General features: G+C 34.9%; 21 protein-coding genes, 1 tRNA gene and 1 rRNA gene. 10 read left to right on the plus strand and 13 right to left on the minus strand.

The window, feature by feature from the left end:
* Positions 1–33 precede the first annotated feature (33 nt).
* Positions 34–1,359 carry a hydroxymethylglutaryl-CoA synthase family protein gene (locus tag G6R40_RS06760; protein WP_165133346.1) on the minus strand — a complete coding sequence of 442 codons (1,326 nt, stop codon included), beginning with the start codon at positions 1,357–1,359 and terminating at the stop codon, positions 34–36.
* 630 nt (positions 1,360–1,989) lie between these two features.
* On the opposite strand from G6R40_RS06760, the gene G6R40_RS06765 reads away from it, so the two are divergent.
* The 8 genes from G6R40_RS06765 to G6R40_RS06800 all read left to right on the plus strand — a co-directional run bounded on the left by G6R40_RS06765 (position 1,990) and on the right by G6R40_RS06800 (position 7,200).
* Positions 1,990–3,282: a tyrosine-type recombinase/integrase gene (locus G6R40_RS06765; RefSeq protein ID WP_165133348.1), complete on the plus strand. Its 1,293-nt coding sequence runs from the start codon at positions 1,990–1,992 to the stop codon at positions 3,280–3,282.
* 1 nt (position 3,283) lies between these two features.
* Positions 3,284–3,586: a hypothetical protein gene (locus G6R40_RS06770; protein WP_165133350.1), complete on the plus strand. Its 303-nt coding sequence runs from the start codon at positions 3,284–3,286 to the stop codon at positions 3,584–3,586.
* A 31-nt stretch (positions 3,587–3,617) separates the two neighbouring features.
* Positions 3,618–4,397, plus strand: a complete 780-nt coding sequence (locus tag G6R40_RS06775) for a hypothetical protein (protein WP_165133352.1) — start codon at positions 3,618–3,620, stop codon at positions 4,395–4,397.
* Positions 4,398–4,504: 107 nt separating this feature from the next.
* The gene (locus G6R40_RS06780) at positions 4,505–4,789 is read left to right on the plus strand and encodes a helix-turn-helix domain-containing protein (protein WP_165133354.1); all 285 of its coding nucleotides are present in this window, start codon (positions 4,505–4,507) and stop codon (positions 4,787–4,789) included.
* A gap of 2 nt (positions 4,790–4,791) precedes the next feature.
* Positions 4,792–5,202 carry a hypothetical protein gene (locus G6R40_RS06785; protein ID WP_165133356.1) on the plus strand — a complete coding sequence of 137 codons (411 nt, stop codon included), beginning with the start codon at positions 4,792–4,794 and terminating at the stop codon, positions 5,200–5,202.
* Between the two features lie 2 nt (positions 5,203–5,204).
* The gene (locus G6R40_RS06790) at positions 5,205–5,447 is read left to right on the plus strand and encodes a hypothetical protein (protein ID WP_165133358.1); all 243 of its coding nucleotides are present in this window, start codon (positions 5,205–5,207) and stop codon (positions 5,445–5,447) included.
* Positions 5,448–5,545: 98 nt separating this feature from the next.
* Positions 5,546–6,832, plus strand: a complete 1,287-nt coding sequence (locus G6R40_RS06795) for a hypothetical protein (RefSeq protein ID WP_165133360.1) — start codon at positions 5,546–5,548, stop codon at positions 6,830–6,832.
* A gap of 20 nt (positions 6,833–6,852) precedes the next feature.
* Entirely contained in the window at positions 6,853–7,200 is a 348-nt protein-coding gene (locus tag G6R40_RS06800) for a hypothetical protein (RefSeq protein ID WP_165133362.1), read from the plus strand.
* 293 nt (positions 7,201–7,493) lie between these two features.
* Here the strand turns inward: G6R40_RS06800 and G6R40_RS06805 are convergent.
* Positions 7,494–7,564 (minus strand) — tRNA-Cys (locus G6R40_RS06805).
* Positions 7,565–7,765: 201 nt separating this feature from the next.
* On the opposite strand from G6R40_RS06805, the gene ribB reads away from it, so the two are divergent.
* Positions 7,766–8,887, plus strand: coding sequence for a 3,4-dihydroxy-2-butanone-4-phosphate synthase (ribB, locus tag G6R40_RS06810; RefSeq protein WP_165133364.1), 1,122 nt, complete (start codon positions 7,766–7,768; stop codon positions 8,885–8,887).
* 24 nt (positions 8,888–8,911) lie between these two features.
* Here ribB and fmt read toward each other — a convergent pair whose 3' ends face one another.
* The 5 genes from fmt to folK all read right to left on the minus strand — a co-directional run bounded on the left by fmt (position 8,912) and on the right by folK (position 15,161).
* Positions 8,912–9,859: a methionyl-tRNA formyltransferase gene (fmt, locus tag G6R40_RS06815; protein ID WP_165133366.1), complete on the minus strand. Its 948-nt coding sequence runs from the start codon at positions 9,857–9,859 to the stop codon at positions 8,912–8,914.
* The gene (locus G6R40_RS06820) at positions 9,860–11,761 is read right to left on the minus strand and encodes an ATP-dependent DNA helicase RecQ (protein ID WP_165133368.1); all 1,902 of its coding nucleotides are present in this window, start codon (positions 11,759–11,761) and stop codon (positions 9,860–9,862) included.
* Between the two features lie 86 nt (positions 11,762–11,847).
* Complete coding sequence (locus tag G6R40_RS06825) at positions 11,848–13,272, minus strand: OmpA family protein (RefSeq protein WP_165133370.1); 1,425 nt, start codon at positions 13,270–13,272, stop codon at positions 11,848–11,850.
* 11 nt (positions 13,273–13,283) lie between these two features.
* On the minus strand, positions 13,284–14,726 hold the full coding sequence (locus tag G6R40_RS06830) for an OmpA family protein (RefSeq protein WP_165133373.1): 1,443 nt from the start codon (positions 14,724–14,726) through the stop codon (positions 13,284–13,286).
* 18 nt (positions 14,727–14,744) lie between these two features.
* Positions 14,745–15,161: a 2-amino-4-hydroxy-6-hydroxymethyldihydropteridine diphosphokinase gene (gene folK, locus G6R40_RS06835; RefSeq protein WP_165133376.1), complete on the minus strand. Its 417-nt coding sequence runs from the start codon at positions 15,159–15,161 to the stop codon at positions 14,745–14,747.
* A gap of 22 nt (positions 15,162–15,183) precedes the next feature.
* On the opposite strand from folK, the gene sppA reads away from it, so the two are divergent.
* Entirely contained in the window at positions 15,184–16,932 is a 1,749-nt protein-coding gene (gene sppA / locus G6R40_RS06840) for a signal peptide peptidase SppA (RefSeq protein ID WP_165133379.1), read from the plus strand.
* Positions 16,933–17,024: 92 nt separating this feature from the next.
* On the opposite strand, the gene G6R40_RS06845 is transcribed toward sppA, so the two are convergent.
* The 6 genes from G6R40_RS06845 to rrf all read right to left on the minus strand — a co-directional run bounded on the left by G6R40_RS06845 (position 17,025) and on the right by rrf (position 23,973).
* Positions 17,025–17,687, minus strand: coding sequence for a DUF6048 family protein (locus tag G6R40_RS06845; RefSeq protein ID WP_165133382.1), 663 nt, complete (start codon positions 17,685–17,687; stop codon positions 17,025–17,027).
* Positions 17,653–18,132 carry a DUF6452 family protein gene (locus G6R40_RS06850; RefSeq protein ID WP_165133385.1) on the minus strand — a complete coding sequence of 160 codons (480 nt, stop codon included), beginning with the start codon at positions 18,130–18,132 and terminating at the stop codon, positions 17,653–17,655. The genes G6R40_RS06845 and G6R40_RS06850 overlap by 35 nt, the downstream gene beginning before the upstream one ends.
* Positions 18,129–20,597: a zinc-dependent metalloprotease gene (locus tag G6R40_RS06855; protein WP_165133388.1), complete on the minus strand. Its 2,469-nt coding sequence runs from the start codon at positions 20,595–20,597 to the stop codon at positions 18,129–18,131. Before G6R40_RS06855 ends, G6R40_RS06850 begins: the two co-directional genes overlap by 4 nt.
* Before the next feature lie 39 nt (positions 20,598–20,636).
* Complete coding sequence (gene rlmD / locus G6R40_RS06860; protein WP_165133391.1) at positions 20,637–22,046, minus strand: 23S rRNA (uracil(1939)-C(5))-methyltransferase RlmD; 1,410 nt, start codon at positions 22,044–22,046, stop codon at positions 20,637–20,639.
* Positions 22,047–22,063: 17 nt separating this feature from the next.
* Positions 22,064–23,578 (minus strand): TlpA family protein disulfide reductase, encoded by a 1,515-nt coding sequence (locus tag G6R40_RS06865; protein ID WP_165133394.1) that lies wholly within the window; start codon positions 23,576–23,578, stop codon positions 22,064–22,066.
* A gap of 287 nt (positions 23,579–23,865) precedes the next feature.
* Positions 23,866–23,973 (minus strand): 5S ribosomal RNA (rrf, locus tag G6R40_RS06870).
* Positions 23,974–24,080: the final 107 nt, after the last annotated feature.

The raw sequence follows: 24,080 nt of genomic DNA on the forward strand, positions 1-24,080 counted from the left end.
TTATACTTTTATAATAAATCGGTATATTTTGTATTAAAACTTATAATATCTCGCGCCTTTCAAAACAGGATTTTCTTGTTCAATAAAATCTAATCTGAACGCTTTTCTCTCAAGATTAATAGAAGTTTCTAATTGTTTACGGTGAAGCTTTTCGTAGGTTTCAAAATCAATACTTTGACGATTTTTTAACACCTCAAACAAATCCCAAGTCGATACCACCGATTTCCAATTCTCACCAATTTTGGCTTCAAAAACTTTGGCCTTCGACCCACTTCCATACGCGAAGAATCCTAGTTGTTGACCCGATAATTCTTCATGTTCGTTAAAAGCAGTTTGTAGCGCGGACAATAATGCCATAAAAATTGAAGCCGTGTACATATTTCCGATTTCGGAAGAAGCACGCTGAGAATATTCTATTTTTTGTTGGACAAGATCTTTATAAACGTCACTATTGGAAACTGCTTTCAGCGCTTCATTCGACTCGTATTCTAGGTTGTTTTCTATGGCAAACAACTCTGGAAATACACGTTTTCCATGAAAAGCATAAGGCAAATGGAAAATCAAAAAACGCCAATCTTCAAAAGCCTTTGTTGCTATATTTTTTTCTTGTTTAAAATGATTGTAAGCCTCTTTAATTCGGTTTTTAAAACATTCATTAGAATAATGTCCATCGAAAACAGGTTCGTCAGAAAAAACTTCTATTTTGTCAGGAAAAGTTTCTGGGGCATTTTGGAGGTCTTCTTTTTTGAAAGCACGACGGGGCTTGAAGAAGTCGTAAACACTTTCTGTCCCGACGCCCCAAAAATTATCAATCTGCAAAAGATCTGGTTTAGCAGAAATTAACAACGCCACAGCGCCAGCGCCTTGGGTATATTCGCCTCCCGAAGCCAACTCGTATTTAGCATAATCGGAAGCCACAACAATCGCCTTTTTAGTAGGATTAACGCGCACAAAATCGAGGGCATTTTGCAACGCATCCACACCGCCAATGCATGCAAAAGTCATGTCCACCACATCGCAATTTTTGAAACATCTTTCTCCAAAGCTTTCTGACAAAGCCTTTTCTAACATACTAACAGCAATCGTCGCCGTAGGTTTTGCAGCATCTAGCGCACTTTCTGTACCTAGATAGAGCCGTGCAATGTCTTTGGGATTAATTTTAAAATCTTGAATAAGTTTCAGAAGCGCTTCTGCCGCCATTGTCGCGGTATCCTCGTGGACATCGGGCATGGCCATCTTGTGTAGGCCTAGGCCTTTTTCAAGTTTTAAAGGGTCAATATTTCTTTGATTTGCAAGTTCTTTTATTTCTAAATATAAATGTGGGATGTAATAACTCGCTGCTTCAACACCAATGTTCATCTTCTTAAAATTTGTACGAAGTTATAAAATACCGCAATTTTAAACTTAAAAATAAGTGAGAAAAATATAGAAATTCCATATTTTAGGATCGCAATGGACTAATTTGTTTCCAAAACCTGACGCTCTCTTTCCTTGTTTTGGAAGCGAATTTTATTCTCTGCGCACAGAAGGCTTAACGGATGCGCATCGGTGACTTGACGCGTGCGCACAGACGAGACAACGCGTGCGCACCAACTGACGGCTTTGCTTTTTAGCTGTATTTATCGGGCTTTATAGCGCTTATACAACTACAAAACAGATCGCACAACAATTAGGAATAATCAAAAACCGTATTATAAAAACTTGACAAACTTATACTTTTTTCAATCGGTTGGAATTTGGTTGGAATTTCCAACAAACAAAAAACCCTACATTATTTGTTATCAATAGATTAGGGTTTGTAATTTAGGTGCCTAGCGTACCTAAATAACGGTTTTTGTTACTTTTTCATAAAATCAAAAAACCTTTTCAAACTCCCATTAATAAAGGATTTTTTATTGTTTTGGATTTTATGGGATTGCATAAGATTTCAAAATTATCGGGAAAATATCGGGAAAGTTTTTTATCTTTGATTTGTTCAAAATCAATACAATGGCATCAATTAAATTTTTCATTCGTTCAAAAACGGATAGTTCTCAAATTTATCTAAGGTTTACGGTCGGATATAGAAATGAATATCAACTAAAGACAGGTTTTAAAATCAACGTTAACGATTGGAGCAAAGAAAAATCTTTACCAAAACAAAATGCCCCACAAAACAAACAAATAACAACCCAACTAAAAGGATTAGAAACTCATATTTTAAACGAATATAATTCTGATTACTCAAAAGGTGTAATTTTCTCAAAAGAATGGTTGTCCGAAAAGATAGATTCTTTTTTCAATCGTATTGAAGTCAAAACAGACGATTCCGTATTTCTTAATTACTTACAAAACTTCACCGATTTTAAACGTAGTACATCATCATATACCGAATGTACACTAAGGAAATACAACAACCTCAACGACCGTTTTTCTGACTATCAAAAAAAGAAAAAGAAAACTTTCTTACTGCAAGATATTGATGCAAAAACATTAATTGACTTTAAAAATTATTTGGTTAATAGTTGCGACCTTATGGAAACCACAGCAGTACGATTTATTAAGAATTTCAAAACGGTAATATTTGATGCAGAAACCAACGGAAAACAAATACACCACCAAATAAGAGGTTTTAGTGCTGGAACAACAAACACCGAGTACAAAGTATTCTTATCATTTGATGAGATTGAAAGAATAAAGGAGGTACAAACTATTAATACAGATTGGAATACTGCAAGAGATTGGCTCGTTTTAGGATGCTATTTGGGGCAACGTGCGAGCGATTTACTACGAATGACCAACCGCATGATTTACACCAAAACAGACAGCGAGGGAAACTCGTTTAGATTTATAGAAATAACGCAGCAGAAAACAGGCGAAAAGGTTGTAATTCCGTTACATGATGAGGTGGAAACTATTTTAACAAAATACAATGGTGATTTTCCTCCTACATTCGCCAATAACTTTGATTCTAATGCAGTGCTATTTAATCGACATATTAAGAAAGTTTGTGAGCTGGCAGGGATCCACGAAATGATAAAAGGCAAAGTTTACGATGAGGTAAAAAAGAAAAACGAAATTGTAGAAACTGAAAAATACAATCTAGTAAGTTCGCACGTTTGCAGACGTTCCTTTGCAACTAATTTTTACGGTAACAAACTATTTACAACACCTCAACTGATGGCAATTACAGGACATAAAACAGAGTCTATGTTTTTAAACTATATCGGGAAAACTGCGGACGATTGGGCGATGCAAACCGCCAAAACTTTTAAAGAATTAAAAAATCAAAAAATATCATAAGATGGAAAAAGTTAACCCAATTTTATACAAAAATCTTACACCATTAGAATACGGAAAAGAGTTTGACCGTATTGATAAAGAAATTAAAGGTATGGATGATGTAGATTTTCAAATAATTATAAATACGGACATTCCATTTTATTTTGATTATATGATAACCTATAATAAATACCGTAATTGTAAAGATTGTTACAATCCTACATTTAAGGAGTTTAAACAAAAACCAATATACGTTCAAAAGTCAGCATATACGCATTATTTAAAAATGTTATTTATGTTTCCTAGACGATTTCAACAAAATTAATCACAGGCAACCAATTACAAACGTTCAAAATATGTTTAGCAAAGACGATACATTAGATGAGTTCTACGAAAAATATCATAAAATAAGAGATGAGGATTACAAAATCAATTTACTACAAAATTATAATGATAGTGGTAATGATTATCATACATTTCTAAATAATGAAAAAACAAAATTTACAAATTATTTAGAAACTATTGACGACATCCTAGACCCAATGTTAGAAAAAGGGTGGGACAAATTAAACGAATTAGAACTGAATTTTTCGGACGATGAAATTAAGATAATCGAAAAAACAATCGAAGATTATTTTAAAGACATTCCCGAAATTAAGTTTATGGTAAGTTTTCTTTTGGTTGAAGAATTACTTCAAAAAATTAACATCCACCACTCAAAAGAAATATTAAAAGAATACTGCGAATATAGTGTAGGTGATAAATATGTAACCCTGCAACAAAATATAATTAAAGAAAAATGCAAAGAGGCGGTACTTTTTTTTAATGTAGAAATACAAAAAGAGCAAATAAAGGGATTAAATCAAAAAATTAAATCCAAACCGAAACCAGCATTATCAAATCCGAAAAAACTAGCATTACTATATGAATTAGGAATATTTGATTTGCCAATTATGAAAAATTTAACGAGTGAAAAACAAAATGAAATTATTGGTTTACTGCTAGATGCTGACAAAATAGAATTTGTGTACAAAAACCGATTAAACATTGACTCAAAAAACCCTAGTTATCAAATCGATAAATACGGAGCATACAAGTATTTAGAAGAAATGCAAAAATTAATTTCTGACATCTAATAAACCCCTTTACCATTCTTTATGGGAGCGATATGGGAGTGTTTATGCACTCCCTTAATTCGTTATAAACAGACCTTTGTCTCATAGAAATTCAAAATATAGAAACTATGAGTACAATCCAATTTATCGGAACAAATCCGACCGACCTAATTACGGAAATTAAAAACGCCTTAATTCCCGAACTAAAGGCGCAACTTTCCGCACAATTCCAACCAAAAGAGCCAACGGAATACCTCACACGTTCCGAAGTCTGCAAACTTTTAAAAATAGACCTTTCAAGTCTACACAGATGGAGAAAAGAGGGGAAGATACCTAGTTATGGCGTTGGGAATCGTGTGTACTTCAAACGTTCCGAAGTGGAGCAAATTATTAACAAAAACAAATTGAGTTAATAATGAAAACGGCAACCACTTACATACCCGACAGCTACAAGTTAGCCTATACCATAGATGAGGTAAAAAAGACCTTTGCACAATTCAAATTGCAGTCTGCAGAAAAACCGCTACTATCGGAACTTATCCGCCTAGAAAAAAATAACGGATATAACAATACCACAGGGGCAAATTTACTTTTAAGAATCCGCAATGCTACCAATTGGAGCAAATGCACCTTAACAGGATTAAGACCAACAGGAACGCCCGATTTCTATTATTCAGATTTACCGATAAATGGCGTAAAATCTTTGTGCGTTATCAAATACCTTTCCGAAGCTGGAACAATTGAAATACGAGCCTGTAAACAATTTTACCCACATACCCCAACAGACCGCACCCGATTAGTAAAACACCTAATACAACACTTTTAAAAATGGAATTGAGAAAATTAGCCACCGTAATGGATAACGCCAAAGATGAGTTAAAAAAAGGCGTTACCGCAAATTTTGAAAAAGAAATACTTAACCAATCATTCAAAGAGTTTGCCGACTTGCATTATATCCTCACAGGGGAAGTATTGGGAGTTATGCAATTTATGGAGTATCGGGATTGGTTGGATTGGTACAATAGCGATACTAAAAAAGAATACCCTAAAAAAATAAAAACCCCATTTTAAAACTAAGTAACAAAAAAAGGGAGTGTAAAAACGCTCCCTAATTTGTTCAAAATATGTAATAGTGGCAACCATTACAATATGCCAAAGATAGAAAAATAATGATAGATAATACTAAGTTTTTAACGGATAATCAAACCATAATTGAGAGGTTGCAAACGCACCCCGATTTTGTGGTATGCAGACCAAAAACAAACAATTATTATTCATTAAGGCATAAAGATTTTGGTATAAAATTAAGTTTGGATTTTCGCAAGGCAGTAGAAAACGGAAAGGTAGTTGGTTTTTGTCATTTGGAAATAAATGTAAGTCCGCACTACCATTTTAACCAATACCGCCACAATGGTAATGATTTTACGCCATTACAGGCAATTAGTACAATTTCCGATATTTTGACCTACTTAGATGTAAAACAACGAGAATACAACGAATTAAATGTTTGTAATATCGAATTTGGTTTAAACATTATTCCTGATGCAGATACAAAAGACCTCATCAATGGACTTTATTTTTATAAAAAAACACCCTTTACTATTCCCGATACCAAAAAACCATATTTTAAAAAAACTGATGCAACCAACTACAAACAAATAAAGGCATACGCCAAAGGTTTGCAGTTTTTGGATGTTCCACCGTACGGAATCAATCCAAATACATTTCGTTTTGAAGTTAAGAGCAAACAGGCAAAGAATATATGCAAGTATGGAATAAACACCGCTACTGACTTGCTGAATTTGGAAACCTACAACCGATTAGGACAAAGTTTATTAAACGAATGGGATTTTATTCTATGCAGTAACAAAGAACCCGATTTGAGCAATGCGAACACCGATGAGGTATATTTTATTGAACAGGGGGCAAACGTTGAATTTTGGAGCAAATTAATAACCGAAAAACACCGAAATACTTTCCAACTAAATAGGGAAAAATACTACAAAATATTGGGGAGAAAAAACAACCTCCACCAACAAATAAAAACCAAAATTGTAGATAAAATTTTCATTTACTCAAAATGTGCAAATTCCACACAGCGAACCCCCATTAATAGGGAAAAGTTACAAAATGGAAAAACCACCTCCACACTGATAAACTTGGAATATGCACATTTTACTAAATGTTTAGTAACAGGATTAAATATATCAATGCAAAAAAAAGGAAGTAAATTTTTATGTTTTTCAGGTCTGAAATATTACAAAGAAAATGCACCCGAAATTTATAAAAGTTTAAAGAAAAAATTTTTGTCTGAAAAAATGAAAACTGAAAAAACAGAAAGGCAATTTTATTACATGGCTCACAATATTAGAAACTCCAAAACCAACCCGATACACAATAGGAAAAGTTTTGAGAAAAGGAACTACAATACACAACAATTACAAATTAACTTTTAATATAATTTAATATCACTACAATGGCAAAACAGAACACAAAAGAATTTGAGTTTGAAATTAGAATCAAAGACAAAGAACCGTTAACAATTCAAGATGTAGACCTAAGGCAATCGTACTGGGATTATATTTCAGAAATTGAGAGAATAAAACCGCAAACGGTTGAGGATTGGGGAGAATGCGACATGCTGGACGATTTAATGCAAAACTACTTCACATGGAAATTAATTCACAAAGAAAACAATTTGGATATTACGGAAGAAATGGGAGACATTGAGGATTTTATAACAAAGTATCTGAAAAAGTTTTATTTAGTAATGCAGATGGATGAACTTAACCGATTACCGCCAGCCTTTCAAATTACAGACTAACAACAGAGCCACCCGATAAGGTGGTTTTTTTGTTTTCTACAAATTTTCGGAGTCCATAAAAAGGGAATTAGTTAATATTATTTAATATAGGTTCGCCCTATGATATGTAATATATGTTATATGGGTCATAGTTAATATAGTTAATATCGGTTGGGGTTTTTTTATACCGAATTTTCGGACTCCATAAAAAATGAAATTCTACACGATTTTAAAATTATCGGGAAAATATCGGGAAACACAACAAACAAAAAACCCTAAACTATTTGTTATCAATAGATTAGGGTTTAGAATTGAGGTGCCTAGCGGATTCGAACCGCTGTAGATGGTGTTGCAGACCACTGCCTAGCCACTCGGCCAAAGCACCCTTTATTTGGTTTGCAAATCTAATGAATATTTCTTGATTTCAAAAGGCTTTTGGATATTTTTTACTTCAAGCCCTGATTTTCAATGATAAAAAATCATTAGATGTGTTTTAACACCTACTATTAAAACTAATAGAGCGATTATATTAATAAAAATTATTACAATATCCTTATCTTTGTATAATCAAAAATCTAAAATAAAAATGGAAAAATTCCAACTCAATAACATCCCAGAAGCTCTCGAAGATTTGCGCCAAGGTAAAATGATTATCGTTGTAGATGACGAAAATCGTGAAAACGAAGGCGATCTAGTAGCTGCAGCGGAATTGATTACTACGGAAACTATTAATTTCATGACCATCCATGCAAGAGGTCTTATCTGTATGCCTCTTACAGAAAAACGTTGTGATGAGCTAGAGCTACATTCTATGGTGAGCAACTCTACAGATCCTAAAGAAACAGCCTTTACCGTTTCTGTTGACCTTTTAGGAAAAGGTACAACTACGGGGATATCTGCAAGTGATAGAGCCAAAACCATAAAAGCAATAATGGATCCTTCGACAAAACCTACAGATCTTATGCGTCCCGGCCACATTTTCCCATTACGCTCGAAAGAAGGTGGTGTTTTGAAAAGAGCTGGTCACACCGAAGCAGCAATCGATTTAACAAAATTGGCCGGCCTAAAAGAAGGTGGTGTGATTTGTGAAATCATGAACGAAGATGGCAGCATGTCGCGTGTTCCAGATTTGATAGAATTCGGGAAAAAACATGATTTAAAAATCGTTTCTATCGAAGACCTTATCCATTACAGACTAAGAAAAGGGACTATTGTAGAACGTATTGAAGAGCGTGATGTGAAAACACATTATGGCGAATTCAAATTCTACGCGTTTGAAGAAAAACCAACAGAGCAAATCCATTTTGCATTAACAAAAGGCTCTTGGACAGAGGATGAACCCGTTATGATCCGCGTACAATCATCAAGCTCTTATTTTGACGTATTAAGCCGTCTTAACAATGGTGAGCAACTACTTTTAGAAAAAGTGACGGACCTTATCAACAAAGAAGGCAAAGGCGCAATTGTATTTATTAACAACGTATCAAATACAGAAACGACTTTAAGAAAGTTGCAACAATTTTTAAACTTCCAAAACGGGCACGAGCAATATCCGACAATTCCTGCCAACTTCAGAGATTATGGTATCGGAACGCAGATTTTGAAAGATCTAGGCATTAACAAATTCAAAGTCATTTCTCAAAACCCAAATCTAAAACCAATGATTGGCGGTTACGATGTCGAAGTCACCGAGATGATTCCTTTATAAAAAAACCCAAATGGCTTAGTTCAACTAAGCCATTTTTATTTGATCAAAATTTCTGAAACCATTTAAGAAATCCTTAAGAAACATTTTCTTTTTTCCTTGCAATTGCAATTCTTCAGGAAAATAATAACCATCTGGTGTTGCAATTTTAAATTCATTTTTCGAAATATGAATTGTTCCCGAAGTATCAGAATGCGATAGTTCTTCAAAATGGCCTTTGAAAATTTTCAAAGATTTTTTTTCATTATCAATATTCAAAATCGTGAAAGCCGTCGGATAAGGCGACATTCCGCGCACGAAATTGTGAATAACTTCTCCTTTTTGATTCCAATTAATTTTTAAATCATCTTTAAAAATCTTGTAAGCCGTTTTGGGATGTTCTTTTTCTGGCTGCGGATGCTCTTTAAGATTGCCTTCTGCAAGACCATTCAAAGTTTTCACGACCAATTCTGCGCCCATTACCATCAGTTTATCATGAAGCGATCCCGCATTATCCTCGGGCAAAACATCAATATCTTGTTGAAGAAGAATATTGCCCTCATCAATTTTTTCATTAATAAAAAAGGTGGTTGCTCCAGTTTTGGCTTCGCCATTGATGACTGCAAAATTAATAGGTGCCGCACCGCGATAATCTGGCAACAAAGACGCATGCAAATTGAAAGTTCCCATCGTAGGAATCGAAAACAACATCTGTGGCATCATTCTAAATGCGACAACGACAAAAACGTCGGCATTCAGAGATTTTATTTCTTCCAAAAATTTCGGGTTTCTCAATTTTTCGGGCTGAAATAATTTAAGATTTTGCTCTTCAGCATAAATTTTGACAGGCGAAGCATTTACTTTTTGTCCTCTTCCACTGGCTTTATCCGTCGCTGTTACCACGCCAACCACTTCGTGATGCGATTTGTGGATGGCTTCTAGACTTGTTTTCGCAAATTCTGGTGTTCCTAAAAAAACAACTTTTAAACTTTTCATTTATGAATTTATAGTATAGGTTTTGTAATTCAACATTCTGATTTTTCCTAAATCTAAAAGGAAAATTAAATTTTCTAATATTTTTTCTCTCGAGTGAATTTTGAAAATAGCAACCAACTCTACCAAAGTTCTCGGTTGGTGTGTTAACTGTAATAAAATATCGTTGAGAAGCGTGTTAGATGCTATTGGCGATTTCTTTTGGCAATAATCACATTTGCCACAATCTTTCGCATTTTTCTCATCAAAATAACGAAGAATAAGCCTCATACGGCAATAATCCTGGCTCGTTACATAAAACTTCATTTGTTTCCATTTTTTCAGTTTGTTCTGTTGAATTTCTGAAAACAATTTCCAATAGAAACCGAACAAACGATTTTCATCTCTTGGTTTTAAAAACCGAACCGCATGATTGGCTCCGTCAAAATATTCTAAATGTCCAGCTTTCTGCATATCTTCTAACCTTTCTTTAAAAAGCCCAGAATCAAAATGATGCTTCTCACAGAAACTTTTTTCACTGAAATGTACTTTTCCAGATCCTAAACCAGAAACCGTACGATACAAAAGTTCTAAAAAATGAGCGTCTTTTGCAGGCAACAAATCGATATTGTCTGCTTGTACCAAAGACTCAATCGTCGAAGGACTCCAGGTATTTTTGTAATAAATAAGCTCTTGATTGTGCAAGAAATTAAGAACATTCAGGATTTTTGCTCTTGAGGTTTTGCTTAGATTTTTGACACGGTCAATTTTCAAAGTGAACATTTTTTCTGGCAAATCATGTTCTGCAATTTGGTAGATGGAATACAAATAACGAAGAATTGATTGATACTCAACTTTTGTCGGGATTTGATTTTTTAAAATAGCATCAAACTCCTGAAGTTCCTGATCATTCCAGAAAAGATAAGCAATCGACTCTTCTCCATCTCGACCAGCACGCCCAATTTCTTGATAATAATTTTCGATGGAAGCCGATGGTGAAAAATGAATAACAAATCGAACATTGTCTTTGTCAATCCCCATTCCAAAAGCATTTGTTGATACCAGAACTCTAGAATGACTAGCTTGCCATTGTTTCTGCAATCGTTCTTTATCTTTTCTTGGAAGTCCAGCATGATAAAAATTAACCTGCTCCAAGCCAGAATTTTGAAGAAAATGAGAGAGTTCTTCAGCTTCTTTTCGGGTTCTTGTATAGATGATTCCTGCTGTTCTATTTTGAAGGAGAAAATCTTTTATTTTTTGATATTTGTCGGTGATGTTTACCGAAATAATATTGAGATTGTTGCGTTCAAAACTTTTTTTAAATATTTGAACTTTTTTAAGCGAAAGCTTGGCGACAATTTCTTCCACAACTTCTGAGGTTGCCGTAGCGGTTAAAGCCAGCAAAGGTACATTTTTAAATTCTTCTCGAAAGAATTTGATATTCTGATAACTTGGTCGAAAATCTTGTCCCCATTCTGAAATACAATGCGCTTCATCAACGGCAATAAACGAAATATTAATCTCTGGAATTCGTCGTAAAAACTCCTGATTTTTGAGACGTTCTGGTGACACGTACAAGACTTTAGTAAAACCTTCGATACATCTGGTGAAGACATCTTCAACTTCGGCATCATCAAACTCTGAACTAAGAAATTCTGCTTCTACCCCGAGTTCTTCTAAAGATGAAACTTGATCTTTTATCAAAGCTAAAAGTGGCGAAATAACCAAACAAGTCCCTTCTAAAATAATAGCGGGCAACTGATAACAAAGCGATTTTCCACCGCCTGTTGGCAACAATGCCAAAACATCTTGCCCTTGTACAACAGAAGAAATAATGGCTTCCTGATCTTCACGAAACTGCGAATAGCCCCAATATTTTTGGAGATTTTCGTGTAATATATTTGTTAAGTGACTATCGATATTCATGCTATAAAATTACGTAAAAGCTAAGTTTGAAAAAAATAAAAAACCGCTGAAAAAATCCAACGGTTTATAAGTTATTTTTTTTAAAATTATTTCGCTTCGAAATATACTCTTCTGTTTGCTCTATTTTTCCATTCTGGACATTTAGTTGCTGGTTCACATTCTGGATAAAGAAGATCTTTTTCACCTTTACCGATTGTTTGAAGTTTAGAAGAATCTGCACCATTTTTCACCAAATAGTTTTTCACATTACCAGCTCTTCTTTCTGAAAGATTTTGGTTGTATGCTGTTGTACCTCTTGTATCTGTTGCTCCAACAATTAGATATGATCCACTAGATTGGTTAATGGTTTTAATAGCGTTCTGAAGAATTGGTGTATTTGCAGGCAATATTTTGTCTGAGTTAAGATTAAACTCAATGCCTTTTAGTTCTAATACATTTTCAGTTACGTTATTATTATTTTTAATTTTCTCAATAGGACAACCATTGTTTTCCACAGGACCAGGAACGGTAACACATTTATCGTAAAGATCAATAACACCGTCTAGATCTGCATCTAATGCTACACCAGAACCATCAACTCTTGCACCGGCGGGAGTGTCAAGTTGTCTATCCCAATCATCGCAAACGCCGTCGTTATCGGCATCACCTTTTTTACAAACTTCAACATCTTCTGACTTGTCAGCTAATACGTCTAATTTGTAATAAATTTCTTGTAATGGGTCATGCCAGAATAAGTGAGATTGATGTTTTCCAATATTATATGTTACCCCAAGTGAAGCGGTTAGCATATTATCAGAAGTTTTATTGGTTTTTGTTTGATAGCCGTTGATAGCACCATCAAAAGTATTGTCATTTGTCACAACATACATTGCACGGGCTTCCACATCCCAAGATTTTGCCATTCTGTATTTAACACCTGAACCAAACTGTGCGAACAGAGAACCTAGTTTAAAAGGTTTTACTTCTGTCACTAAGCTTTGGTTATATGCTTTACCTGGCTCTTGTAAATATGCACGGTAAGCCAAAGTACCTGCACCAACGTAGCCATGTAATGCCCATCTAAAGTTGGATTTGTTATCCACTCTTCTTAATAAATTAGAAATATTAACATCAGCTAATAAAGAGATAGCATCGTATTGTGTTCTACCAGCTAAACTATTATCAACATGATCTTTTGTATTGGCATTTCCTTGTCTTGTTTCTCCTTTATCGTATTGTAGCTTTAAGCCAAACGCGTGTGTAATTGCCTTGTCAACACTAAAATAGGCAGAGTATCCAAACATATTCTTACCTGCCCCATTGTTAATTGAAGTTAGGTTACCTGTTTGTATCAAAGCTGTACCTACCCCTGCAGAAACTGCCCAATCATTAAATCTTTTAGAACTTTGCGTAAATGGTTGATAAGCCTCGCTGGTTATACTATCTGTAGTTATACTATCTTGCTGAGCATTGTAACATACAGGTGATAATATACCTGTAAGCACTACTAATGTGAATATACTTCTTTTCATATTTTTGTTTTTTATTTTGCTATAAAGTAAACGCGACGATTCGCTTCGTTTTTCCATTCTGGACAATTACTTGCGGGATCACATTCTGGATATTTCAAATCAGATTTCCCACGACCTTCTGCTTGAAGCATGGACGCTGGCACGCCTTTATTTATCAAATAGGCAACAACAGCTTCTGCTCTACCTTTCGATAATTTTAAATTTAAAGGTACCGATCCTCTTGCATCGGTAGCTCCTATTACAAAAAATTGCTGTCCTTGTGCTCCTTTCAGAACATCTGCTGCGTTATCCAAAATGCCATAAGATGACTTTCTAATAACCGCTTTATTTAACTCAAAATCAATTCCTTGTAAAGATTTATTAATTTCTTCTACAAGATTGTCTGACATGCTGGTCTGTGCTACAATAGGACATCCATTATTTTCTATTGGACCTGGTTCTGTCACACATTTATCATATAAATCTATAACACCGTCCAAATCGATATCTAATGCGACCCCCGCACCATCTACTCTTGCACCAGCAGGTGTATCTAGCTGTCTGTCCCAATCGTCACAAACGCCATCGTTATCTTTATCGCCATTTTCACAAACAACAAAATCTTTTATACGATTTTCTAGATTGCTTGTTTTGGCATATATATCTTGTAATGGATCAAACCAAGCTAAATGTGTTCTATTACTTTTACCTAGTTTGAAACTTAATCCTAGATTTACAGTAAATGCGTTGTCGGATCTTCCTGGATGGATTTGCATATAAGTAGCAGGATCAAAATTTTCATCATAAGCTCTACCACCTTGCGTACCAGATCCGTCGAATGCATCATCTCCAGAGAAGACATACATTGCTCTTAACTCAAGATCGATAAGTCTTGATAGATTATATTTTAATCCTAAACCTGTTGTCCAAAATACAGACGCCTGATCTAGTGATTGTTTAATATAGAATGGATATTTTTTGTACATCCCTTCATCACGCATGGTTGAAGTAAATCCTTCAATCCCGACACCACCATATGCATGAAGTGCCCATTTGAATTCTGACTTGTTATCAACACGTCTCATCAAATTGGAAAGATTAACATCTCCGAGAACTGCAATTTGGTCATATTTTGTATGGCCTACGGCAACGCCCCATTCTGGTCTTGCCATAATTTTTTGGTTAGTTTCACCTTTTGAGTAATTCAAACTAAGTCCAAAAGTATGTGTTATTTGTTTATCAATACTTACGTAAGCATTCCAACCCCAATTAATTTTCCCATCATAAAAAGATGTTAAGTCTGCAGCTTGCATAAAAGCGCCTCCACCTCCTACAGAAATTGCCCAATCTTTAAAAAGGCGACTTTCATTATCAAATTTTTTCGTTTCGGTAGAACCTGATCCGTAAGGATTAGAATTCTGTGAAAAAATTAATACTGGTAGGGCGGCAGCCAAAAGAATTAATTTTTTTTTCATATTGTGTTATCTATGTTATTATTTTAACTCTGCTAACAATTGTTGCGAAAACTCTCTTTCGTAGGCATGTTTTGCATGTGGGATATACAACTTTTTACAAGAAAAAGATATTTGATCATAAAATACAATATCAATGTCAATATCACGATCTTTATATTCTCCGAAATAACTACTGTCATGTATTCTTCCCATTTCGTTTTCTATTAACTTCATGGTTTTAAGTAGCTTAATAGGAGACAAAGTTGTGCTAATTTCCAATGCAATATTACAAAAAATATTATTACTTTCAAATTCGACAGGCAATGTTTCTATGATTTTTGACATATTAACAATTTGACATCCAGAATTTAAGATTTTACTTATTGCTTTATCAATCTGCTTCTTAGGATTATTTTTATTACTTCCTAGTAACAAAACGGCTATATGGTGCGACATATTACAAAATACTAAGTTTTATATGAAATCTTTTTTCAAATATGTGTTAGCAAATATAGTTGCTTTCATCATTATCGGCCTCATCTTCATAGGCGGATTTATATTTTTTGCCATTATGGGCGCTTTTATGGACAGTAGCGGATCTGTTAAGAAAAACTCCATTTTAACACTCGATTTAAAAACAAAACTTATCGAAAGTCCTGGTGATGAAGAATTTTCCATTTTCAGTTTTAAAAATGAAGGAAAACAAATTACAAGCTTAGATGTTTTGGAATCTATCAAAAACGCAAAAACAGATGATAATATCAAAGGCATCTCTTTAGAAATAGACAATTTTTATGCGGGAAGTACACAATTGGAAAGCATCCGCGAAGCACTATTAGATTTCAAAAAAAGCGGCAAATTTGTCTATGCTTATGGTAATAATGTTTCGCAAGGTGCTTATTATATAGGATCGGTTGCCGATCAATATTACCTTAATCCAACGGGAGGTATCGAGCTGAAAGGCCTCTCAGCCGAAGTGGTTTATTTTAAAGATTTTGCTGACAAATATGGTATTAATTTCGAAGTGATTCGCCACGGGAAGTTCAAAGCTGCAGTAGAACCTTTTATGATAAACAAAATTTCTCCTGAAAACCAAGAGCAACTCTCAACACTTCTCAATGACATCTGGGGCAGAACATCAACGCAAATCGCGCAGTCTAGAAAAATGTCATCTGCTGAATTCAAAATTGTAACAGACAGCCTATACAGCTTTATCCCCGAAAATAATATTAAATATAAGTTAGCGGACAAATTGATTCAAAAATCAGAATATGATGCTATTTTACGTCAAAAAATCGGCATTAAACAAAATCAAAAACTGAGCAAAATTTCGTTCCCAAAATATTATCAAACGATAGATTCTTCATCTGAAAGCAACCAAATCGCCGTTCTTTATGCTAGCGGAGAAATCAACAACGGAAAAGGCAACAATGGTGTCTATGCTGAGAACATGATTAAGGAAATCAAAAAAATAAAAGACAATGACAAAATAAAAGCTGTTGTGCTAAGAGTAAATTCGCCAGGCGGAAGCGCCAATGCATCAGACGAAATACTTTTTGAACTAGAACAACTTAAAAAGAAAAAACCTTTGGTAGTGTCGTTCGGAGATTATGCAGCTTCTGGAGGATATTACATCGCCATGGCAGCGGACAAAATATATTCCGAAGCTAATACCATAACAGGTTCTATCGGAGTTTTTGGATTGATAACTTCTTATAAAGATATCGCTAACAAAAACGGAATCCGTAGCGATGTTGTACAGACTAATGCCAACTCTAACATGATTTCGGCATTACAAGGTGTAAGTCCCGGCACAATCACTATGATGGAAAAAGGTGTAGAAGGAACCTACAATCGCTTTGTGCATTTTGTAACCCAAAACAGAAAAAAAACTTTTGAGCAAATAGACGCAATCGGTGGTGGACGCATTTGGTCTGGTACAAAAGCGAAAGAACTAGGCCTTGTCGATGAAATTGGCGGTATCAACCAAGCAATTGCTGATGCGGCAAAACGTGCGAAAATATCAAAATATAGCATTAAAACTTCTCCAGCAACACCAAGCCCCTTCGAGGATATTTTTGGAAGTGTTGACGAAGAACAGATTTCAGCGAAATTGATTAAAAATAAAATAGGCGAAAACAACTATAAAATCTTCCAACAAATAACAGATCCCAAATTACAAAATGGCGTCATGATGAAAATGCCTTATCTTTTGGAAGTGAAATAAACACACGTAACTAAATTATATTGTTAAAAGAAAGCCTGACATTCGTAACGGATGCCAGGCTTTTGATTTTTATATTTTAAGTGAAATAAAGTCTAAAACTTATATCCAATATTCCAGCTAAATCCGAATCCAAATTTTCCAGAACTTCTTCCAAATCCAGAAACCAGCATTGGAAATACATCTTCTTGCTTTGTCGTGTACAACAGATATTTCGGTTGCACATTAACATCAATAAAAAAATTGGACCCAAACAATTGCACACGCCCTCCCACAACAGCTTCTATCCAATACGATGATTGTTGCGATTCTGCTAAAGATTGTGTCCCGTCTGCGCCACCACCCGTAGCCCGAACCGGAATTGCAAAATATTCTTGCTTATAAAATGTCCCCGCTAACTTTCCACCGGCATAAAATCCGTTATAGATATTTTCGGAATCCTGAGAAAGCATGTAGAAACTTCCTAGTTTAAAAAATGTTCCATTAACTTTTGCATCGTAACCATTTTTCTGATAGATATTTTTATCAAAACCAACATCCGCAACAACATGCCATTTTTTTGTTAACCTAGACGAGACAAAAGCTTGCATCAATTTTCGGTCAGAAAAAGCACTTGTCCCCAAATTCAGCACATCAACACCGACTAGAAAATTAGGTTCGTATTTCCATGATTTTTTAATCGTATCAGATTGTTTTTGTTGTCCAAATGCTGTAACAGCTAGACTAAAACAAAAGAAAGAAATGAGTTTTGTCTTCATTAATAATTTCGTTTTGATTGGATTGAACATTCTTAACCGGCTCCGCTTTTCCCAGCTGATACGTTACATCTTTATAGCTAAGCTTGTAACCGCAAGCTGGCGAAACATAAGTTGACTGCGTGGTGTAATTAATATTAATAACAGAAGAATCACCTTTCTTTCTCGTTTTGACATACATCTTGGTAAATGCACTTTCGTCAACGCGCAAAGGAATAAATACCGAATCTACTTTTGTAGCATTAATAATATTTTTAATATTCCCATTGGCATATTCTACATCGATAAATAATGAATCCAGCTGTACCTCTTTATCATTACTTGCCAATTTAAACTTAATCTTCGCACGTGGCGTCGCTTCACCACTTAGGCAAATATCGTCATCGCCTCCGCAAGAAAGAAGTATTAAAGCACAGCTAATTGTCAGAATTTTCGAGAAAAATTTCATGATTTTGGGTCTAAAGTTTTTTCAATTTTAAATATTAAATCTTGATAATGATACTTGCTAGCTTGATCGCCAGAATTTACTTTTTTAGCCAATCTGGATTTTAAATCTGATAAGCTTCCACGCACAAAAGCAGAGATATCCGACTGATCATTATTTTTATTATCAATTAGCTTTGACAAAGTTGACACATAATTGCGTTGCAAATTTCGGCTATAGATGTCATCATTCTTTTTGAACACCGAATTTTCTAAATCCGAAAGATAATCTACCAACAAATATTTCGAACCTTCAACAGCTTCCATTTGGTACATATTCTGTAAAACCATTGGACTCAAAATTCTATTAAAAACAAGCTTTTGTAATTCTTCTACAGTTTTAAGCGGCGTTTTGCCTGTTTTTTCAAAAATAGAAGTTTTCAGGAGCCAACTCGGGGTTTGGAAAACATGTTTATCTAAAAAGTCCAAAGCTTCTTTTTGATCTTTTTTTGCTACAGGCTCGTAGATCAAACCTGTCTGTTCTGCAGTTTTTGGTGTCACATAACGTCCGCCAATATATTTGGAAACATGACCAAGATAGCGCTTGTATTGTCCTGTTACCTGATCGTACATCAATCCTAAATTACTATAATCTTCGTTAGGTGTTGCCGTCCATTTTTCTAAATTATCGATAATTCTTTTGAGATTTTTAATTCCGTATTCACTAGCAATCATCGCATTGTCACCAATAGCTTCACTTTGCAAACGCGGATCGAACTGATCACTTTCTGTCCCGAATAGCAAACGTGGATTATTAGTTTTACTAATCACCCATTGGTTAAGATGCGACTTTTCAGCTTCTGGTGTTTTAAAATCATAAAATCGTCTGTAGCCCCATTCTATCGCCCAGTCATCATAATCACCAATTCTTGGGAAAATACCTTTCTCACCTACTTGATCTTCGGGTTGTGCTACATAGTTGAAACGTGCATAGTCCATAATGGAAGGTGTATGTCCGTTTTCTTCCAACCATTTTTTATCCCTAAGCTTTTCTACAGGAACAGTGGCACTCGATATAAAATTGTGTCTTAGTCCTAACGTATGTCCTACTTCGTGTGATGATACGAAACGAATTAATTCGCCCATCAATTTATCATCAAACTCCATTTTTCTGGCATTGCTGTCATTAGGAGAAGCTTGTACAAAATACCAATTTCTTAGCAATGACATCACGTTATGGTACCAGTTGATATGGCTTTCCAAAATCTCGCCAGTTCTAGGATCCGCAATAGAAGGTCCAGAAGCATTCGGCACATCCGAAGGTTTATAAACAATAGCAGAAAAACGCGCATCTTCTAGACTCCATTCTGGATCAGTCTTAGCATCGGGTAGTTTTGCATAAATCGCATTTTTGAATCCAGCTTTTTCGAAAGTTTTTTGCCAATCGTTAACGCCTTGTATTAAATAAGGAATCCATTGTTTTGGCGTTGCAGGATCGATATAAAATACGATAGGCTTCGCAGGTTCTACCAATTCTCCTTTTTTATATTTTTCTAAATCTTGGGGTTTTGGCTCCAGTCGCCATCTTTTGATTAGATTAACGCGTTTCACACCTTGAGGATCGATATCAAAATCGGTATAACCTACCGTGAAATAACCAACACGTGGATCAAAATAACGCGCTTGCATTTTGTTCTCTGGTAATAAAACGAAAGAAGAATTAATCTCTACCGTATAATTGCCACTTACTTTCGGAACGATAGCCCCCGGAACTGGCGTTGCGGAACGGCCCGTAGTTTTAGAAAATGTCTTTGTCGTGTTGATTTCAACATTTGTAGGGAAAGATTTTACATAATTAACAAAAGACATACTCTTTTGGAAAGCGCCAACTTTAAAATTATCTTTTACCGCTGTACCGAACGAAGTCACTTCGTTATCAGCATTCAAAACATCAGTCACTTCTATTACCGAGGATTTTTTATCTTTTCCGTAGGCTTTTACATCAAAAGACATCATGATTTCCTGAACATTGTTTCGGGAAACCGACTGGTACATTTGCGAAGTGGAATCCGCAGCATAATCAACATAAGAAACTGATCTTAAAAGGATTTTGTCATTTGGACCTTTCTCAAAACGGATGACCTTTTGACCAATCTGATCGCCAGCATACCCCGTTGTACCAGAACGCATCCCAGCTGCCGCCTTTGTCAATCTTGTCACCATCAAAAATTCTTTATTTAGAACATTATCTGGCAATTCGAAGAAGTATTTATCATCAATTTTATGAACATCAATAACACCATTATCACTAATTGCTTTATCGGTAATAATTTCTTTGTAAGGTTTTACAGCAATTTTTTTGTCTTTGGCTACATCTGTTTTGGAAGGTGTTTCTTTCTTAACAGCGGTAGAATCCGTTTGTGCAAATCCTGTCTGATGGAAAAACACAATTGCTGTGGAAATGATCAATGTTTTAAAATTATTCTTCATTAAAATCTTCTTTTTATCAAATTAAAACTTATTTCAAATTTATTTCTTCTTTTTCAGTAGTGCAATATTCTCCACATGATGTGTCTGTGGAAACATGTCCACTGGTAAAATTTTTATTAACTCGTAATCCTCTTTCATCAAAGCGATATCTCGTGCTTGCGTAGCCGAATTACAGCTCACATAGACAATCTTTTCTGGGGAAAGTTTTAGAATTTGCTCCACAACTTTTGGGTGCATTCCGTCGCGAGGAGGATCTGTTACCAAAACATCTGCTTTGGGATGAGCCGCTAAAAACTCTTCTGTGAAAACTTCTTTCATATCGCCACAATAGAAAGTACAATTATCCAAACCATTGAGTTGTGCATGCTCTTTCGCTGCATCGATAGCCTCTTGTACGGCTTCGATACCGATGACGTGTTTTGCGGTTCTCGCAATATATTGTGCAATAGTTCCTGTCCCTGTATAAAGGTCATATACCACTTCGTCACCTGTAAGTTCGGCAAACTCGAGCGTTTTTCGATAAAGGTTTAAAGCTTGTTGATAGTTGGTTTGGAAGAATGATTTTGGACCAATTTTAAATTTGAGTCCATCCATTTCTTCGTACAAAAATCCATCTCCAAAGTACGTTTGAATATCTAAATCGTAAACGCTATCGTTCCCTTTAGAATTGATTGCGTACACCAAAGTTTTTATCTGAGGGAATTTTTCAAGAACATTATCCAGCAACAACTTTCTATTCTCTTCATCTTCTTTAAAGAATTGGAATAACAACATCCATTCTCCTTTAGAATTTTGGCGAAGCATAAAAGTTCTTAAAAAACCAGCTTGATTTCTAACATCAAAAAATTCCAAGTTATGCTCAACTGCGAAATTTTTAACAAAAAGGCGCATCTCATTGGACGGATCTTCTTGTAAAAAACATGTACTAAGATCCAAAATTTTGCTCCATTGTCCCGGAATATGAAAACCTAAAGCATCTTTGCTGTTAAGCTCGGCATCACTTTTTATTTCTTCAGGCGTTAGCCAACGTGCATTGGAAAACGAAAACTCCATTTTGTTACGGTAAAAATATTGTTCTTCAGCACCCAAAATTGGTTCGCAGACAAAATCCTTTATCCCTCCAATTCTTTGAATGTTATTCAGGACTTCATTTTGCTTAAAATAAAGTTGTTTTTCATAAGACATATTTTGCCATTTGCAACCGCCACAATGACCAAAATGGATGCATCTTGGCACAACACGATCGGGTGATTCTTCGAGAATCTCGATGGCTACACCTTCGTAAAAACTACTTTTTTGTTTCTTAACTTGTACATTAACAAGGTCTCCAGGAACGGCACCACTTACAAAAATGGTTCTTCCATCTTCCGCTTTAGCAACAGAAACTCCTTTCGCACCGGCAGAAAGGAGTCTGATATTTTCTAAAATTAAATTCTTTTTTTTCTTCATTAAGAATAATTTCGATATTATTTTGTTTGAGGTTGTGCAGCTTCTGGCATTGGTTCAGCTTGTTGCTGATCCCAATCGGGAGCTAATTCTGCTTGTGGAGCAGCGGTTGGCGCATTAAGACCTGTCAGTTTATTCATCATTTCAATGAATTTTGGTTCCCCTAAATTGTAATAAGTTGGTCCCGCAATTTTGCCATCTTTATCGATAACTGTGAATCCAGGAATCTTGAACCCATAAACTTTATAGTCTTTAGCAAAAGCCGAATTAAGCCCACCTTCAGCATATAGATTTTGTCCTGGCACATCTTTAAGAATTGCTTTGTATGATTTTAAAAACTGATCTTTTGTATCATCCAAGTTGATGAAAACAAAATTCGTTTTAGCCTTATAAAAATTTATAACTTCTTTAAGAACAGGAATTGTTGACTGTGCAATGTAAGGGTTCCAAGAAGCATAGGTCATAACCAATGTTGATTTTCCTTTGAAATCAGAAATTTTAGCAGCAGAACCATCCGCTTTTACTAATGCGCTTGCCGGGGCATCTGTTCCTTTTTTAAGACCATAGACCGCATCAAAAGCTGAGTTAAGATCTTTCTTAACTTCTGCGTTATTGATGTTTTCCTCAGCAACTTTCATGACATCATCTGTATTTTCAGCAAATGGATTTAAATCAAACTTAGATATAACAAAAGCTAATAAATAATCTTTGGTATCTTGAGAATAATCTGATTTGCCTTTCAGATATTTAGCAAAAATAGCAGACATAGAAGCTGTGCTCTTATCACTTTGTGCTAGAGCAAATTTTTGAAAGTCTTCACCAATTTTATTCAACAAATAATTGCGGTAAAGTGGCAATCTTTTGATCATTCGGTCATTATCTTTTTCTAAAGATTTTACATAATCTTTAAAAGCCTGCGATACTTTGAAGTTTGGTTGTTGTACCGCTTCTCCATGGTTCGTTTCGTATTGACTAAGGAATGTTAAAATGTGCGTTTTTAACTCATCTGTTTTAAGCTCAACAACATCAGAATCTGGTTTAGTCTTAATTTTAAGATCATTGATATTTTTAGTTAAATCATCATTGATTTTTTTCACTTGTGCTAAGAAAGATTTTTCATCTTTAGAAAGGATGCTCATATCTAGTTTACCTAAATATTGCTCCATATAAGCTTGTGCTTCTTTCAAGAAATCGTTGTTAGCCTTAGCATCTCCTTCAATTTTAAAGACATTCGGGAAGGACATCGCATCACCAGAAATCGTAAGATTTTGGCCTTTCTTAAGATATACAAATGCCATTTGTCCAGCATAAGTCATTGCATACATCCCATTGTTAGGCGCAACAAATTCTCCTGCGAAATTTCCTTTATTATCAACACCCATGTTAATTAAAGGTAAAGTAGCTACACCAGAAGCATCAATAAACTCCACACGCTCCAAGGGCGAACCATTTTTGATAACGCCATTAACTTTAACTTTCTTAGAACAAGAAACTGCTAATATCGCAATCATACATAAGAACAAAACTCTTTTCATTACTTGATTAAATTAATTGATTGCAAAAATATGCTTATTTAAAGGAAAAAAAAATAAAATTGAGAATTTTCACAAATATTAACAGCTAATACTTAAAAAATAAAAATAATATGAAATTGAAATTACTAATGACTTATATAAATGCTATTAAAATAAAACCAAATTTTAATTTTAATAGCATCAAAATTTTGTTTTTAAAGCAGCTTTGTTTTATTCACTTTCTCCATTTATATTATATTCTAAAACAAAAAAAGCTCATCAACAATGTTGATGAGCTTTCTAATAAAAACTGGCGGCGACCTACTCTCCCGCGTTAGCAGTACCATCGGCGCTAGAGGGCTTAACTTCTGTGTTCGGAATGGGAACAGGTGAGCCCCTCTGCTAAAACCACCCTAAATAAGGTATATAGCTGTAGGCAGTAGGCTATAAGCTCTAGGCTTACAGCGTAAAGCATACTGCTTTTTATCGGTAATATACATCACAAAGGCAAAACCTTTAGCGC

Origin of the sequence: Chryseobacterium sp. POL2, assembly GCF_011058315.1 — a bacterium.
Lineage (GTDB): Bacteria > Bacteroidota > Bacteroidia > Flavobacteriales > Weeksellaceae > Soonwooa.